Below are 15,547 nucleotides of genomic sequence, written 5' to 3'. Positions count from 1 at the left end.
ACGCCAAAAACAACGATAAGATCGAGGCCTTCAAACCATGTTCGGACTGGCTACTGACACCTTCCTGCTGCTCGACGCGCTGGTTACCATCATTGGGCTGATCCTGCTGATCACCCACTTCAAAGTGCACCCCTTCGTCGCCCTCACCCTCGCGGCCGGCTTCCTTGGCCTTACCTCCGGCATGCCGGTGGCCAAGGTAATGAAGTCGTTCCAGGATGGTTTTGGCGGTGTGCTCGGCTTCGTCGGCATCGTGCTCGCCCTGGGCACCATGCTGGGCAAGCTGATGGCCGACTCTGGGGGTGCCGACCAGATTGCACAAACCCTCATCCGCGCCTTCGGCAAGAAGAACGTGCATTGGGCGATGATGTTCGCCGCCTTCCTGGTGGGTATTCCACTGTTCTTCGAAATCGGCTTCGTACTGCTGATTCCGCTGGTGTTCATCGTTGCGCGGCGCTCCGGGGTGTCGCTGGTTAAAATCGGCATTCCGCTGCTGGCCGGCCTGTCGGTGGTGCACGGCCTGGTGCCGCCACACCCGGGCCCATTGCTGGCGATCGGTATTTTCCACGCTGATATCGGCAAGACTATCTTCTACGGCCTGATCGTCGCACTGCCCACCGCGATCATCGCCGGCCCGCTGTTCGGCAACTTCATTTCCCGCTACATCCCGGGCAACCCGTCCCAGGAACTGATGGACCAGATCGCCAAGGAGTCCGACCAGGGCAACCTGCCAAGCTTCAGCATTACCCTGATCACGGTGCTGCTGCCGGTAGCGTTGATGCTGCTGAAAACCTTCGCCGACGTGGTACTGCCGGCCGAGCACATCGTGCGCCAGTGGATGGACCTGATCGGCCACCCCATTACCGCCCTGCTCGCGGCACTGCTGCTGGCCTTCTATACCTTTGGTTCGGCCCGCGGCTTCAACCGCCAGCAGATCATGAAGATGCTTGACCAGAGCCTGGCCCCCACGGCGGCCATCGTGCTGATCGTGGGTGCTGGCGGCGGCTTCAAGCAGATGCTGGTGGACACCGGCGTGGGCAACGTCATCGGGCAGATGGCCGTACAGGCGGAGATTTCGCCGATCATGCTGGCCTGGTTGGTAGCAGCGGTGATCCGCATCGCAACCGGCTCCGCCACGGTCGCCACCATTACCGGTGCGGGCATTGTCGCACCGGTAATCGACCTGGTACCGGGTGTGAACCGTGAGTTGCTGGTACTGGCCACCGGTGCTGGCTCGTTGATCCTGTCGCATGTGAACGACGCCGGCTTCTGGCTGGTGAAGCAGTATTTCAACATGACCGTAGCGGAAACCTTCAAGACCTGGAGCATGATGGAGACCATCCTCTCGGTGGTTGGCATCATCTTCATCATGTTGTTGGCGCAGGTGGTGTAACCGTTGATCGGGGTAATGGCACCTTGATGCTTTGGGTAGGGCCGAAGGAAAGTATCAGACCTACCCGAAGCCAAGGAGCCTGCCATGCCCCGCTCAAGCATTCTGCTGATTGCCCTGCTCGCCTCGCCACTGGCCCTGGCGGCCGGTACCGGGCCCACCTACCCTGACGACCCGCACAACCCGGCACCACGGCCGGGCGTGGACAGCACCCTCAACCCGATTGAAAAGCCCATGCCGCGGGACACTGACCCGCGCATTCAAGGTAACGACCCAGAAAGCCCACCGGCCAAGCAGAATGACAACCGCGACCTGCCGGGGATGGATGGGAGTGGTTCGGAGGGTAGCGGATATCAGGGAAACAGCGGTACCAGTACAGGTAACCCCTGAGCACGCTAAACTGTGGTCCACCTTAAAAAATCGCAGGGGTTGGTGTATGCCTGTACTGGCCTCTTCGCGGGCATGCCCGCTCCCACAGGTACTGCACCGTCCCGGGTAGCCGTGCGGTCCCTGTGGGAGCGGGCATGCCCGCAAAAAGGCCGGCATGGGCAGTAAAGATTGATGAATTACCACTGGCGTTTGTCGGGGCGGGTCAGCCCCAGCTTCTCGATCCGGTAACGCAGCATGTCCCGCGACAACCCGAGCATCCGCGCCGACTTGGTCACATTCCAGTCCGTACGGTCCAGCGTCTTGCACACCAGGTCGCGTTCCATGTCCGGCAGGCTGGTGCCTGGCTCCGGCTCGTGCCGCGGCATTTCGAACATCGCTGGCGCCGGCTGCTGCATCAATGGCTCGTCAATCAAGGTCATGCACAGGTTCAACTGATGCGCCTGCACCACCTCGTTCGGTGCCAGTAGCACGGTCTGCTCCAGCATGTTGCGCAATTCGCGCACATTGCCTGGCCAGCTGTAGCCCAGCATCAGGCTCTCGGCCTCGGCAGAGAATCGCAGGTTCGGCTTGCCATAACGCCTGCCATGATGGGCGAGGAAATGCCTTGCCAGTACCAGAATGTCCTGGCCTCGGGCATACAGGCGCGGCACCTTCAGGGCGATAATGCGCAGGCGGAAGAACAGGTCGCGGCGGAACTTGCCCTGCTGCACCATCTGCTCCAGGTTGCAGTTGGTGGCGCTGATAACCCGCAGGTCGACCTTGCGCTCCTTCACCGCGCCAATCCGGCGGATGCTGCGATCTTCCAGCAGCTTGAGCAGCTTGGCCTGCAACACCAGGTCCATCTCGCCGATCTCGTCGAGAAACAGGGTGCCGCCGTCGGCCGCCTCCACCAGGCCCAACCGTCGCTCCTTGGCATCGGTGAATGCGCCCTTCTCGTGACCGAACAGCTCGGCCTCCAGCAGGTTGGCCGGGATTGAGGCGCAGTTGAACTCGATGAACGGCCCTTTGCTGCGGGAGCCGTCAAAATGCAGGGCGCGCGCCACCAGCTCCTTGCCGGTCCCGGTCTCGCCTTCGACCAGCACCGGTGGCAAGTCGTCGCTGGTCATGCGCCGTTCGGCATCCAGCACCTGGCGCAGGGTGTGCTTGAGGGTGAGCATTACTGGCGACTCGCCGATCAAGGCCTGCAACCCGGACTTCTGCGCCTCGCGCTCCTGGTAGAACGACAGCGTGCGCTCCATGCGTTCGGCAGCCAGAGCCTTGTCCAGGGTCAATTTGAGCTCGGCAAGTACTACCGGCTTGGTCAGGTAATGGAAGGCACCCTCCTTCATCGCCTGCACAGCATCTTCGACATTGCCGTAGCCGGTCATCATGATCACTTTCAGGCCCGGCACCTGCGCCACAAGGCTGCGCAGCAGGTCGTGCCCGCTCATGCCCGGCAACGAGTTGTCGGTCAGCACCGCGTCGGGCTGGGCCCGCTTGATCTGCTCCAGCGCAAGCTCGGCGCTGTGGCACACGGTGACCTCAAAGCCCTTGAGGCTGAGGTAGGTGCGAATGTTGTCAGCGAGGATTTCATCATCCTCGACTACCAGGATGCTGTGCTCCATGGTCCCCTCCCGCTGCGATATTGAATGTAAGGCTGACGCGGGTTCCTTCCTCTTCGCGGCTGCTCAGGCTGACCGAGCCGCCAAAACGTTCCATGATGCGCTTGACCAGGGCCAGGCCCACACCGAGCCCCCCCTGCTTGGTAGTGAAGAACGGCTTGAATACCATCCGCTCCTGCTGTTGGCTCATGCCTTTGCCGGTGTCGGTGAGCACAAACTCGGCACGCTGGCCTTCCTGTACATTGACCTGGGCGGTGAGCATGCCTCCTGCCGGCATGGCCTCCAGGGCATTGGAGAACAAGCTGTTGAGAATCTGCGTGAGCTGCAGCGGCTGGCTGGCCACCCACTGCTCATCAGGCCCTTCGAAATGAAAGCGCACCCCGTTGCGCTCGATCTGCTGGACGAACGCCAGGTGGGTATCCTCGATGGCCGCCACCAGGTCCACCGCCTCGGCCTCGTCGCTGAGCGGGCGCAACGACACCAGCAGGTCGCGCACCCAGCGCGACATGCGGTCCACTTGGCTGATGATGTCGGTAATGTTCTTCTGCGCCGCGGGGTTGGCGATTTCCTGGGCCAGTTCGGCGCTGGAACGAATATTGGCCAGCGGGTTGCGCAGGCTGTGCGCCACTGCAGACGACATCTCGCCCAAGGCCACGTAGGTTTCACTGGCCACCAGCCGGTCCTGTTGCAGATGCAGCATCTGCGCCGCCCGGCGTACGATCCAGAACAGCCCGAAGTAGATCAGCGCCCCGCCCACCAGCGTCGACGCCCAGATCAGCACGTAGCCGCGCTGGATGCGCCGTATCAGGTCCTGCGGCTCCTTGTAGATTTCCACCATGGCCATCACCTGTTCACCCTGGCTATCGAACAGGGGTATGTAGTTTTCGATGAACAGGTAGCGCGGTTCGCGCAGGAACTTCTGCTCTTCGCGATCATCCTCAGCCTTGTGGTAACTGGCCGACACCGCCTTGCGCGAACGGAAAGCACGATCCAGATCGCCATCGGCCTCTATCCGCTTGCCGATCAGCTCGACGTTGGTGGACCAGACGATGGTGCGGTCGCGAGCGTAGACATTGGCCAGCAAGGTATCAGGCAGGTGCTCGACATGGTCGAGGAATTCGACCCGGGTCGATTCGGCCAGTGCCGGGGTGAACTGAAGGTGCTGCTGGTCCAGGCGCGGGTCAAGCAGTTCGCCCATGGTGGTGCCCGGTGGCAACTGCGAATGGCGCACCTCGGCCTGGGCCATGGCCTGGATAAACTGGGCGGTCAGCATTGCATCACGCTGCACGCTATCGCGTACCACGAAGCGCGTGGACACATAACCCAGCCCGCCCGCCACCGCAGTGATGATCAACAGGCTGATGACCGAAAACCAGCGCAGCAGGTTGAACTCACGCAATGGCACGGCCAGACCGCTGGCAGTCGCACTGGCCTTGTCGCGAACTTCGTTTTCCAGCATCTGCATCGCGTGGTTCCCGCACAGGGCGTCCGTTCAGAAATGCATCAAGGCCAACAATCACGGCAGCCCGTTGATAGCACCCCGCCTGGGCAGCCATGGCTGCCATTTATTGTGTATTGCGCTGCGTGAATGACGTAGCAAGAAGTCGGCCAGCCGCCACTCGAAAAACCTAAAGCTAAACTTTTCAAGACCTTAAGTGACATTGTCAAATCCGACCCAAAGAAGCGGCCCCACATTTGGGTGTTAATTACCCAAAAAAATAATCACAAGCATATCAACGGGTTAAATCCTATTCTTACCGCTAAACATCAAATTCTTGCCAAGCGGAAATTCAACGACACCCGCGTGCCATGGCCCTCACTGCTGCTAAGCCTCACTGTGCCGCCAAAGCGTTCCATGATGCGCTTCACCAGCACCAGCCCCACCCCCAGCCCACCCTGCTTGGTGGTAAAAAACGGCCGGAAAGCCATGCGCTGCTGCATCTCATTCATGCCCCTGCCATTGTCAGACAGGCGCAGGGTCAGGCTACGGCGGTCATGGCGTACCACCTCGACACGCAACCGGCCGCCCTGCTCCATCGATTCCAGGGCATTGGCGATCACGCTACTAAAAATCTGCCGCAGTAACGCCGGATGCCCCAATACCTGTACCGCCGGTAACGGTTGCAGGTCCAGGCTCACCCCGCCCCGCGCCAGCGGCACGGCGTAGGCCTGGAGGCTTTCTTGCAAGGCCAGCGCCAAGTCCACCGCAACCGCCTCATCGTTCAGCGGACGCAGTGACTGCAGCATCTGGCGAATCCACTGCGACATCCGATCAACCTGGCTGATGATGTCGTTGATATTGCGCTGCGCCGGGCCTTCGTCGAACGCCTGGGCGAGCTCGGCACTGGAGCGGATACTGGCCAGCGGGTTTCGCAGGCTGTGGGCCACCGCCGAGGACACCTCGCCCAGTGCCACATAGGTTTCGTTGTTGATCAGCCGCTTCTGCTGCACCGCCAGCAACCGTGCAGCGCGGTGCATGATGCCGTACAGGCCGACGTAGACGAGCGCGGCGCCGATGGTGATCGCCAGCCAGATCAGTATCAGGCCATGCTCGATGCGCACAATCAGGTCACGGGGCTCTTTATAGATCTCGACCATCGCCGTTACGTGCTCGCCGTCGGCATCGAACAGCGGAATATAGTTCTCGATGAACAGCTGCTTGGGCAGGGTGACAAACTTTTGCTCGGCACGGGCCTGTTCGAAGTTGTGATAGCTGGCCGAGACTCGCATCTTGTACTCGAAAGCCCGCTCCAGGTCGTCGTCGCTGTCAATCAGCTTGCCGATCAGCGCCGGGTTGGTGGACCAGATCACCGTACGGTCCGGGGCATAGATATTGGCCAGCAGCATGTCTGGCAGGTGGGCGATATGGTCGAGGAACTCGCCGCGGGCCTTGCGCCGGGCATCCGGGTCGACGTCCGGCAGGTTGCTGCGGTCGGTGCGCGGGTCAAGCAGCTCGCCCATGGTACGCACGTTGGGGATCGACACATGGCGTACTTCGGCGTCGGCGATGGAGGTGATGAACTGTGCCGTGAGCAAGGCATCGCGCTCAACGCTCTCATCAATGATGAAACGGCTGGAAATCAGCCCCAGTCCGGCAGCCACCGAAAGAATGATGGCCAGGCTGACCCAGGCATACCAACGCAGCAGGTTGAACGGCTTGCGTACGGCTGCCAGCTCGTTACCGGCAGGCACTTCGATGGCGTCGGAACGAGGGGCGATGTCCATGGCGGGCTCCACAGCTGGGCACCTTCAGAAGGTTATAGCCCAGACCTGGGGAAACCGTAGTGCTAAATTGATGGCAACCGCCGAAGGGTAACGTTTTTTTCACTTTGTTCACGCTGTCTGTAGGAGCGGCCTTGTGTCGCGAAAGGGGTGCGAAGCGCCCCCGGTGTCTTGGCAACAATGCACAATTGCCGAGGCCGCTTTGCGGCCCTTTCGCGGCACAAGGCCGCTCCTACAGGGACCGCGTAACCTCTGACAAGCTATTACAGTGGCGAATCATTCGCCAACCCCTGCAGCTTGCGGTATTCGCGCAGCACCGTGGGCACATAGCGCCGGGTCTCGGCAAACGGCGGCACAGCGCCGCGCCGCATTACGGCATCCGGGCCGGCGTTGTAAGCCGCCACGGCCAGGGTGATGTCGTTGTCGAACAGTGTGAGCATCTGCTTGAGGTAGCGTGCCCCGCCCTGCACGTTGTCTTCGGGGTCCAGGCGATCTTCCACGCCCATCTCACGTGCGGTATCCGGCATCAATTGCATCAGCCCTACCGCGCCGGCAGACGACCGGGCCTTCGGGTTGTAGCCGGACTCGGCCTTGATCAGCGCATGCAGCAACGCCGGTGGCACGTTGTGGATGCGCGCTGCCGTGGCGACCACCTCGGCGTAAGGGCGGCCAGTGATCATCTGCGCATTGGCCGGGCCAGCCTGGGCCAGCGGCTCGTTGATCACCTTTTCATAGTGGCGCCCGGGTCGATGGACGTTGGTCAGTACGTAGCCGCCCTTGGCATCGATGGAGATGTACACATCGGCCTGGGCGGCACCTGCCGCCAGCCAGATCAAACCGAGGATGAGTCCACGCATGACGGTCGCCTCTTCGTCGTGGCCCCCGAAGTGGGGGAAATGCCCCGGAAACCCGAGGTCGATGACCACGACGCAAGCACTGTGCCGCTTCCTGTACCGCATGGCGCAAGGCGCCGAGGCAGACGTGCACGGCTGTTGCATGGTGCCTGTCAACCTGTGTCCCCATGCAGTGGAGGGCTTCACCATGCAGCGCAGAACCAACCCGCAACGTGGCTTCACCCTGCTCGAACTCCTGGTGGTGCTGGTGGTGCTCGGCCTGTTGGCCGGCATCGTCGCCCCCAAGTACTTCAGCCAGCTCGGTCGCTCCGAAGCCAAGGTGGCGCGGGCGCAGATAGAGGGGCTGAGCAAGGCGCTGGATTTGTATCGCCTGGAGGTCGGCCACTACCCCAACAGTGAGCAAGGCCTGCAGGCCCTGGTAATCGCACCCAGTGGCGAAGCCCGCTGGACCGGCCCGTACCTGCAGAAGGCCGTGCCGCAGGACCCGTGGGGCCGCCCTTACATCTACCGGCAACCGGGCGAAAACGGCGGTGAATACGACCTGCTGTCGATGGGCAAGGACGGCCAGCCCGGCGGTGACGGGGAAAACGCCGAAATTACCAGCTGGCAGTAAGGAGAGTGGCCATGCGCTACAGCCTCAAGGCCCTGGGCAGACAGGGCGTGGTGCAGTTGCAGATCGACGCCGAGGACGCCGACCAGGCCCGCCGCCAGGCCGAGGACCAAGGCCTGCGCGTGCTCAGCCTGCGCAGCAACGGCGGCGCCTTGCGCGGCATGGCCTGGCGACGCGAAGCGGCATTCGACCTGGTGCTGTTCAGCCAGGAACTGTCGACCCTGCTCAATGCCGGCCTGCCGCTGATCGACGCACTGGAGAGCCTGGCAGAAAAGGCCCCTGCATCTGCCACACGCAAGGTGCTGGCCGAGCTGGTACGCCAGCTGTACGAAGGCCGTTCGCTGTCCCAGGCCCTGGGCCAGCAACCGCGGATATTTCCGCCGCTGTATGTGGCGCTGGTGCAGTCCAGCGAACGCACCGGTGCGCTGGGCGATGCCCTTACGCGCTACATCAGCTACCGCCAGCGCCTGGACCTGGTACGGCAAAAGCTGGTGGGGGCCTCGGTCTACCCGTTGCTGCTGTTGCTGGTGGGTGGCGGCGTGGTGCTGTTCCTGCTCGGCTACGTGGTGCCGCGTTTCAGCCAGGTGTTCGAGGGCATGGGCACCGAATTGCCGTGGCTGTCACGGGTATTGATGCAGATCGGGCTGTTCTTGCATGCCCAGCAACTGCCGCTGGCGCTGGGCACGGTCGGTGGGGTCACGGCGCTGTGGCTGCTACGCCGCCACCCACGGGTGCGGCGCTGGGCATCCTGCCAGTTGCGCCGCCTGCCGGCGCTGCACCAACGCTTGATGATGTACGAGCTTGCGCGCTTCTATCGCTCGCTGGGCATCCTGCTGCAAGGCGGCATTCCCATCCTTACCGCCATGGGCATGGCCCGCGGCCTGCTCGGTAGTGCAGCAGCCCAGGGCCTGGGACAGGCCAGCCAACGGGTGGGCGAAGGGCTGCCACTGTCCGATGCGCTGGAAGCCGGGCACCTGGTTACGCCGGTGTCGCTGCGCCTGCTACGGGCGGGCGAGCAGTCCGGCAACCTGGGCGAGATGCTGGAACGCTGCGCCGACTTCCATGACCAGGAAATCGGCCGCTGGGTGGAATGGTTCGTGAAACTGTTCGAACCGCTGCTGATGACCTTCATCGGCCTGCTGATCGGCCTGATCGTGATCCTGATGTACATGCCGATCTTCGAACTGGCCTCAAGCATTCACTGAATGGTCAGGCCCAGGCTCTCGCGCAGCGTGCTGCCCTCGTAAGCTGTACGGTACACCCCGCGCTCCTGCAACAGCGGCACCACCTCCTGGGTAAACCGGCGGAACTGCCCTGGGTGGCCGATGTAGATGTTGTAGCCATCCAGGGCCCGCGCCTCGAACCACTCGGTCATTTTTGCCGCTACTGTTTCGGCCGAGCCAACGAAAGCCCCTGGGCGCAGCTTACGGCCGAACTCCACCGCCTGGCGCAAGCTGAACCCCTGCTCCCGTGCCTGGTCGGCGATGCGCTTGGCGTTGGTGAAGAAGCTGCTGCGTGCGTGCTCCAGGCTTTCCTGCGGGAACGGCGCATCAAGGTCGTACTGGCTGAAGTCGTGCCAGCCGAAATTGCGCCCGAATTCCTTGAGGGCCAGCTCGAAACTATGGTCCTGCTTGTGGTAATGGCGTTCGATCTCGCGGGCGTGTTCGTCGGTGTCGCCCACATAGATCTCGGCACCAGGCAGTACCAGCAGCTGCTCGGGGTCGCGCCCCAGCCGCACAGCGCGGTCTTTCACATCGCGGTAGAACGCCTGACCCTGCTCGATGCTGGCGGCATGGGTAAAGATGACATCTGCCGTGGCTGCCCCAAGCTCGCGCCCTTGCTGCGAGTCTCCGGCCTGGAAAATCACCGGCTGGCCCTGGGGGGAGCGCTGGATATTCAATGGCCCTACGACCGAGAAGTGCTCGCCCTTGTGGTGCAGGGCATGCATCCGGCTCGGATCGAGGAACTGCCCGGTGGCGCGGTTGCGTGGGAACGCGCCGTCTTCATAGGACTGCCAGAGGCCCTGCACCACCGCCACGTGCTCCTGTGCGCGGGCGTAACGGGTGTCGTAATCGTAGTGTTCGTCACGGCCATAGTTGCCCGCGGTGCCAGCATCACCACTGGTGACCACATTCCAGCCAGCGCGGCCCTTGCTGATCAGGTCCAGCGAGGCCAGGCGGCGGGCGACGTTGAAGGGTTCGTTGTAAGAGGTGGTCAGAGTACCGACCAGGCCGATGTTGCGGGTAGTCACGGCCAGTGCCGAGAGCAGGGTCAGCGGCTCGAGGCGGTTGAGATAGTGCGACGGCGAGCCGGGGGTGATGTACTGGCTGTCGACGATGAACATGAGGTCGAACAGCGCCGCCTCGGCCTGGCGGGCGATATCGATGTACCAGTCGATGTTTACGCTGGCATCGGCGGGCAGTTCCGGGTCGAGCCACAGGTTATGCCGGCCAGGGCCGCCACAACCCATGGTCAGGGCGCCGAGCTTGATTTTGCGGGTAGTCATGTACAGCTCCTCATAACAGTTGTTGCCTGTACCGGCCCAATCGCCGGCAAGCCAGCTCCCACAGGTTTCCCACTGTACCCAGGGCTGTGGTGATCCTGTGGGAGCTGGCTTGCCGGCGATTGGGCCACGGCAGGAAAACTCAGTGGTCGAACGCTGCCGCGAACGAGGTATCGAACAGGCTCGACGCCGGGTAGCGCTTGATCAGCCCCAGCCCGGCAAAGAAGTCCACGGTCTTCTGCGCATCCACGATCACCTGCGGGCTCAGCGGCGCCACATCGGTACGGGCGCGGGCAAACCAGACGCGAGCAATGTCGCGATCGGCACGGGTACGTTTGGCCCAGGCATCGGCATAAGCCTCGGTATGGGCCGGATCGCTCAGCGTCCAGTCACGGGCCTTTTTCAGGCGCTGCAGAAAATCACTGATCTGCGCCCGCTTGGCCTCCACCGCCTTGGCATTGGCCACCACGAAACTCTGCGCCGGTATCAACCCCTCGGCCGTGGCCAGTACCCGCGCCCCTTGGCGCTCCTGCTGGGTGACATAAGGCTCCCAGGTCGCGATCACATCCACCGAACCGCCATCCAGGGCATGCGAGGCATCCAGGGCGCTGAGGTAGCGCAGCTCCAGGGCATCACGCGGCACGGCGGCCTTGTCCAGCGCGCTGAACAGCAACTGCTGGCTCCAGGAGCCCTTCCAGATCGCCGCACGTTTGCCGCGCAGGTCTTCGAGGCTGTGAATGTTCGAGTCCTTGCGCGCCAGGATCGCCACGCCATCCAGGTTCTGCCGGCTGACCGCAATCACCTTGATCGGCGCGCCCAGGGCGCCAAGGAACAACGGTGGCGCATCACCCAGCAGGCCGATGTCCAGGCTGCCCACGTTCAACGCCTCGGCTACCGGCGAGCCGGCCGTGAACTGCTTCCACTCCAATGTATACGGCAGGTCGTCGAGCACGCCGGCCGCTTCCATCACCGCTCGAGCATTGAAGCTCTGGTCACCGACCACCAGGGTTTGCGCGGCAGCGGCCAGGCTGAGGGAGCTGGCCAGCACACCAGCGGCCAATTGTTTGAGGTATCGCACGTTCGTCTCCAGGTACCGTCAGGTACATCAGGCCGATCCGCGCGTGCGGTCTCGTGAGGCATGGGGCTCGCATATTCACTTTGAATATAACAAGCGAATTGCTTATAAGTTATCGATTAAGCACAGCGCCGTGAAATTCGTTTTGGGCATAACCTAATGCTTTGCCCATGTACCCATTTCAAAACAGATTAGCCAATCTGTAAATGCGTTATTTGCATATTAGCTTATTCATATTTTTACTTTTGAGAATATTCAGTGCGTTTGCTAGGGTTAACCCAAACCGTCAGCCGAGCCTGAACTATGAGCCAACCTCTGCGCCTTGAGCGCCTGCGCCACTTCATCGACGCGCTTGCGCAACTGGTGGACCAAGAAACCGACGAAGCCACCCTCCTCGACCACGGCCAGGGCCTGCTGCGCAGCCTGGTCGCCCATGATGACTGGTTGCCCGAAGCACTGGCGCAGCCAGACCCGGCGCGTTATCAGCAATATTTGCTGCATTGCGATTCGCGCCAGCGCTTTTCCATCGTCAGCTTCGTCTGGGGGCCAGGCCAGCAGACACCAATCCACGACCACCGGGTCTGGGGCCTGATCGGCATGCTACGCGGCGCCGAGTACTCGCAAGGCTTTGCCCGTAGCGAACATGGCGCCTTGCTGCCAGCGGGCGAGCCCGTACGCCTTGACCCCGGCCATGTAGAGGCCGTCTCGCCGCGCATCGGCGATATCCATCAGGTCAGCAACGCGTTCGACGACCGGGTGTCGATCAGCATCCACGTGTATGGCGCCAACATCGGCGCCGTCAGCCGCGCGGTGTACCTGCCCGACGGCAGCGAAAAACCGTTTATTTCCGGCTATTCCAACAGCCTTCTGCCCAACATCTGGGACCTGTCCAAAGAGAACCCTGCCCCATGAGTACCGTTGCCACCCGCTCCTACCAAGACATTCGCCAGGCCTTGCTGGCCCATGAAGAACTGGCGCTGATCGATGTGCGCGAGGAAGACCCGTTCGCCCAGGCACACCCCCTGTTCACCGCCAACATCCCCTTGTCCAAGCTGGAGCTGGAAATTTACGCCCGTGTGCCGCGCCGTGACACCGCCATTACGGTGTATGACGACGGCGAAGGCCTGGCACAGCAGGCCGCCGAACGCCTGCTGGCCTTGGGGTACAGCGATGTCGCATTGCTCGAAGGCGGGCTGGCCGGCTGGCGCGCCGCCGGTGGCGAGCTGTTCCGTGACGTGAACGTGCCGAGCAAGGCGTTTGGCGAGCTGGTTGAAAGCGTGCGCCATACCCCGTCGCTGGCGGCCGAACAGGTGCAGGCGCTGCTGGACGACAAGGCCGATGTGGTGGTGCTTGACGCCCGCCGCTTCGACGAATACCAGACCATGAGCATCCCGGGGGGCATCAGTGTGCCGGGTGCCGAACTGGTACTGCGGGTTGCCGAACTGGCGCCCAGCCCCGCTACGCAGGTCATCGTCAACTGCGCAGGGCGCACCCGCAGCATCATCGGCACCCAGTCGCTGGTCAACGCCGGCATCCCCAACCCCGTGGCTGCCCTGCGCAACGGTACCATCGGCTGGACCCTGGCCGGGCAAACGCTGGCGCACGGCCAGGAGCGCCGCTTCGCCGAGGTGAGCGACAACACCCGCGGCAACGCCGCCCAACGCGCACGCACTGTGGCCGACCGTGCCGGTGTGCTGCGCCTGGAGCGCGAAGCCCTGGCCGCCTGGCAGGCCGATACCCAGCGCACCACCTACCTGTTCGATGTGCGCACCCCCGAGGAATATGCCCACGGCCACCTGCCGGCCAGCCGCAGTGTACCGGGCGGGCAACTGGTGCAGGAAACCGACCACGTCGCCAGCGTGCGCGGGGCGCGCATCGTGCTGGTGGATGATGACGGCGTGCGGGCCAACATGAGCGCTTCCTGGCTGGCGCAAATGGGCTGGCAGGTAGCCGTGCTCGATGGCGTGTCGGCGCAAGATTTCAACGAGTCCGGTGATTGGCAGGCCCCCCAACCTCCACTGCCCGCTGTCACCGAAATCGGCGTCGAGCAGTTGGACGACTGGCTGCAAACGCCAGGCACCGTGCTGCTGGACTTCACCACCAGTGCCAACTACGTGAAACGCCACATTCCAGGTGCCCACTGGGCAATTCGCGCGCAGTTGCCGCAGGTGCTGGAACTGCTGCCAGTAGCCGAGCGCTATGTACTGACCTGCGGCAGCAGCCTGCTGGCACGCTTTGCGGCGGTAGACTTGCAGGCGCTTACGCAAACCCCGGTGTACGTACTGGACGGCGGCACGGCGCGGTGGATTGCGGCAGGCAAGCCGCTGGAAAGTGGCGAAACGCACCTGGCGGTGGCGCGTACCGACCGTTATCGCCGGCCTTATGAAGGCACTGATAACCCGCGTGAGGCCATGCAGGGGTACCTGGACTGGGAGTTCGGGCTGATTGCCCAGCTGGAGCGGGATGGCACCCACGGGTTCAAGGTATTGAGCTGAGGTTGCCGGGGCTGCCAGGCAGCCCCATCATGCCCGCCATCGATGAATGATCCACACATATCATTCAGCGTGATATTAACCTTCGTCCCGTTCGATTCGTGCCTCACGCGCAAGACACTCACACTCCGCCCACTACTAATACATTGGCGGAGTTCTCCATGGAACAATCTCTCAAACCCTTGCGCTTTCCCCTCGCTGCCCTGGCAGTGGTGGTGATCAGCGCTTGCGGTCGAACCCCAGACGCCGTGCAGGCTCCCGCCGCGCCGAAGGTCACCGTGGCCAAGGTGATCGAGCAACCGATCAACGAATGGGACGAGTTCACTGGCCGCCTTGAAGCCCCGGAAACTGTCGAAGTTCGCCCGCGGGTTGCCGGCCAGATCGACCAGGTCGCCTTCACCGAAGGCGCCCAGGTGAAAAAAGGCGACCTGCTGTTCCAGATAGATCCACGCCCGTTCCAGGCTGAAGTCCGCCGCCTTGAAGCCCAACTGCAACAGGCCAAGGCCACCGCCATTCGCAGCGCCAACGAAGCCCGCCGTGGCGAACGCCTGCGCGACAGTAACGCCATTTCTGCCGAGCTCGCAGAATCGCGCAGCAGCGCTGCCGCCGAAGCCCGCGCCGGGGTCGACGCTATCCAGGCCCAACTCGACCTGGCGCGCCTGAACCTCAGCTTTACCCGCGTCACCGCACCCATCAGTGGCCGCGTCAGCCGTGCCCAGTTCACTGCCGGCAACATCGTCACGGCCGATGTCACCCCGCTGACCAGCGTGGTGTCCACCGACAAGGTGTACGCCTACTTTGACGCCGACGAGCGCGTGTACCTCAAGTACACCCAGCTGGCGCGCGAAGGCCAGCGTGGCCAGAGCACCCCGGTGTACCTGGGCCTGACCAACGAAACCGGCAACCCGCACCTGGGCCAGATGAACTTCGTCGACAACCAGGTCAACCCGCGCACCGGCACCATCCGTGGTCGTGCGGTGTTCGACAACCGCGACGGCCAGTTCACCCCAGGCCTGTACGCACGCCTGAAGCTGGTCGGCAGCGCCCAGTACGACGCCGTGCTGATCAACGACGAAGCTGTGGGCACCGACCTTGGCAAGAAGTTCGTGCTGGTCATGGACAAGGACAACAAGGCCGCCTACCGCGCCGTGGAGCTGGGGCCGAAGCTGGAAGGCCTGCGCATCGTGCGCAGCGGCCTGGGCAAGGACGACCGCATCGTGGTCAAGGGCCTGCAGCGCGTGCGCCCTGGCTCGCCGGTCACCCCGGAAGAAACCCCAATGGCCAGCGAACAGACCCTCGCCGCCCTCGCCCAGCAACGCCAGGCACTGGAGGCCAGCAATCCGGCGCCCAAGGTGGCGGGCAACAATGTGAAAGTCGCCAGCGCCCAGGCGCCACGCGGTTAAGGGAACATAC

13 protein-coding genes are annotated in these 15,547 nt (G+C 63.0%); 7 read left to right on the top strand and 6 right to left on the bottom strand.

Features of this window, described 5'->3' with window-relative positions; genetic code table 11:
- The first annotated feature begins 37 nt into the window (after nucleotides 1–37).
- Together N805_RS06705 and N805_RS06700 are read left to right on the top strand one after the other, a co-directional pair.
- A complete protein-coding gene (locus tag N805_RS06705; protein ID WP_028612995.1) occupies nucleotides 38–1,390 on the top strand; it encodes a GntP family permease in 1,353 nt (450 codons plus the stop codon).
- Between the two features lie 84 nt (nucleotides 1,391–1,474).
- Nucleotides 1,475–1,777 (top strand): hypothetical protein, encoded by a 303-nt coding sequence (locus tag N805_RS06700; protein ID WP_028612996.1) that lies wholly within the window; start codon nucleotides 1,475–1,477, stop codon nucleotides 1,775–1,777.
- A gap of 176 nt (nucleotides 1,778–1,953) precedes the next feature.
- Here N805_RS06700 and N805_RS06695 read toward each other — a convergent pair whose 3' ends face one another.
- The 4 genes from N805_RS06695 to N805_RS06680 all read right to left on the bottom strand — a co-directional run bounded on the left by N805_RS06695 (nucleotide 1,954) and on the right by N805_RS06680 (nucleotide 7,457).
- Nucleotides 1,954–3,381, bottom strand: a complete 1,428-nt coding sequence (locus tag N805_RS06695) for a sigma-54-dependent transcriptional regulator (RefSeq protein ID WP_028612997.1) — start codon at nucleotides 3,379–3,381, stop codon at nucleotides 1,954–1,956.
- Nucleotides 3,350–4,843 (bottom strand): sensor histidine kinase, encoded by a 1,494-nt coding sequence (locus N805_RS06690; RefSeq protein WP_028612998.1) that lies wholly within the window; start codon nucleotides 4,841–4,843, stop codon nucleotides 3,350–3,352. The genes N805_RS06695 and N805_RS06690 overlap by 32 nt, the downstream gene beginning before the upstream one ends.
- A 302-nt stretch (nucleotides 4,844–5,145) precedes the next feature.
- The gene (locus tag N805_RS06685; protein WP_028612999.1) at nucleotides 5,146–6,603 is read right to left on the bottom strand and encodes a sensor histidine kinase; all 1,458 of its coding nucleotides are present in this window, start codon (nucleotides 6,601–6,603) and stop codon (nucleotides 5,146–5,148) included.
- A 260-nt stretch (nucleotides 6,604–6,863) separates the two neighbouring features.
- Nucleotides 6,864–7,457: a lytic transglycosylase domain-containing protein gene (locus N805_RS06680; RefSeq protein WP_028613000.1), complete on the bottom strand. Its 594-nt coding sequence runs from the start codon at nucleotides 7,455–7,457 to the stop codon at nucleotides 6,864–6,866.
- Between the two features lie 184 nt (nucleotides 7,458–7,641).
- Here N805_RS06680 and gspG point away from each other — a divergent pair, with 184 nt between their 5' ends.
- On the top strand, nucleotides 7,642–8,067 hold the full coding sequence (gene gspG / locus N805_RS06675; protein ID WP_028613001.1) for a type II secretion system major pseudopilin GspG: 426 nt from the start codon (nucleotides 7,642–7,644) through the stop codon (nucleotides 8,065–8,067).
- Between the two features lie 11 nt (nucleotides 8,068–8,078).
- A complete protein-coding gene (locus tag N805_RS06670; RefSeq protein WP_028613002.1) occupies nucleotides 8,079–9,269 on the top strand; it encodes a type II secretion system F family protein in 1,191 nt (396 codons plus the stop codon).
- Here N805_RS06670 and N805_RS06665 read toward each other — a convergent pair.
- A complete protein-coding gene (locus N805_RS06665; protein ID WP_028613003.1) occupies nucleotides 9,263–10,570 on the bottom strand; it encodes an LLM class flavin-dependent oxidoreductase in 1,308 nt (435 codons plus the stop codon). The two genes, N805_RS06670 and N805_RS06665, sit on opposite strands and share 7 nt — an antisense overlap.
- Nucleotides 10,571–10,709: 139 nt before the next feature.
- Nucleotides 10,710–11,645 (bottom strand): ABC transporter substrate-binding protein, encoded by a 936-nt coding sequence (locus N805_RS06660; protein WP_028613004.1) that lies wholly within the window; start codon nucleotides 11,643–11,645, stop codon nucleotides 10,710–10,712.
- Between the two features lie 300 nt (nucleotides 11,646–11,945).
- Here N805_RS06660 and N805_RS06655 point away from each other — a divergent pair, with 300 nt between their 5' ends.
- The 3 genes from N805_RS06655 (at nucleotide 11,946) to mexE (ending at nucleotide 15,537) form a co-directional block, all read left to right on the top strand.
- Entirely contained in the window at nucleotides 11,946–12,554 is a 609-nt protein-coding gene (locus N805_RS06655; protein WP_028613005.1) for a cysteine dioxygenase, read from the top strand.
- Nucleotides 12,551–14,137, top strand: a complete 1,587-nt coding sequence (locus N805_RS06650) for a rhodanese-related sulfurtransferase (protein WP_028613006.1) — start codon at nucleotides 12,551–12,553, stop codon at nucleotides 14,135–14,137. The genes N805_RS06655 and N805_RS06650 overlap by 4 nt, the downstream gene beginning before the upstream one ends.
- A gap of 158 nt (nucleotides 14,138–14,295) precedes the next feature.
- The gene (gene mexE, locus N805_RS06645) at nucleotides 14,296–15,537 is read left to right on the top strand and encodes a multidrug efflux RND transporter periplasmic adaptor subunit MexE (RefSeq protein WP_028613007.1); all 1,242 of its coding nucleotides are present in this window, start codon (nucleotides 14,296–14,298) and stop codon (nucleotides 15,535–15,537) included.
- The last annotated feature ends 10 nt before the right edge of the window (nucleotides 15,538–15,547 follow it).

The organism is Pseudomonas putida S13.1.2, from assembly GCF_000498395.2.
GTDB lineage: Bacteria > Pseudomonadota > Gammaproteobacteria > Pseudomonadales > Pseudomonadaceae > Aquipseudomonas > Aquipseudomonas putida_Q.
This window is presented reverse-complemented; position numbering and strand designations above follow the sequence as displayed.

What these genes read in the sequence shown, in the direction of transcription:
- N805_RS06705 (WP_028612995.1), top strand. Translation starts at nt 38, where the DNA reads ATGTTCGGACTGGCTACTGACACCTTCCTGCTGCTCGACGCGCTGGTT.
- N805_RS06700 (WP_028612996.1), top strand. Translation starts at nt 1,475, where the DNA reads ATGCCCCGCTCAAGCATTCTGCTGATTGCCCTGCTCGCCTCGCCACTG.
- N805_RS06695 (WP_028612997.1), bottom strand. Translation starts at nt 3,381, where the DNA reads ATGGAGCACAGCATCCTGGTAGTCGAGGATGATGAAATCCTCGCTGAC.
- N805_RS06690 (WP_028612998.1), bottom strand. Translation starts at nt 4,843, where the DNA reads ATGCAGATGCTGGAAAACGAAGTTCGCGACAAGGCCAGTGCGACTGCC.
- N805_RS06685 (WP_028612999.1), bottom strand. Translation starts at nt 6,603, where the DNA reads ATGGACATCGCCCCTCGTTCCGACGCCATCGAAGTGCCTGCCGGTAAC.
- N805_RS06680 (WP_028613000.1), bottom strand. Translation starts at nt 7,457, where the DNA reads ATGCGTGGACTCATCCTCGGTTTGATCTGGCTGGCGGCAGGTGCCGCC.
- gspG (WP_028613001.1), top strand. Translation starts at nt 7,642, where the DNA reads ATGCAGCGCAGAACCAACCCGCAACGTGGCTTCACCCTGCTCGAACTC.
- N805_RS06670 (WP_028613002.1), top strand. Translation starts at nt 8,079, where the DNA reads ATGCGCTACAGCCTCAAGGCCCTGGGCAGACAGGGCGTGGTGCAGTTG.
- N805_RS06665 (WP_028613003.1), bottom strand. Translation starts at nt 10,570, where the DNA reads ATGACTACCCGCAAAATCAAGCTCGGCGCCCTGACCATGGGTTGTGGC.
- N805_RS06655 (WP_028613005.1), top strand. Translation starts at nt 11,946, where the DNA reads ATGAGCCAACCTCTGCGCCTTGAGCGCCTGCGCCACTTCATCGACGCG.
- N805_RS06650 (WP_028613006.1), top strand. Translation starts at nt 12,551, where the DNA reads ATGAGTACCGTTGCCACCCGCTCCTACCAAGACATTCGCCAGGCCTTG.
- mexE (WP_028613007.1), top strand. Translation starts at nt 14,296, where the DNA reads ATGGAACAATCTCTCAAACCCTTGCGCTTTCCCCTCGCTGCCCTGGCA.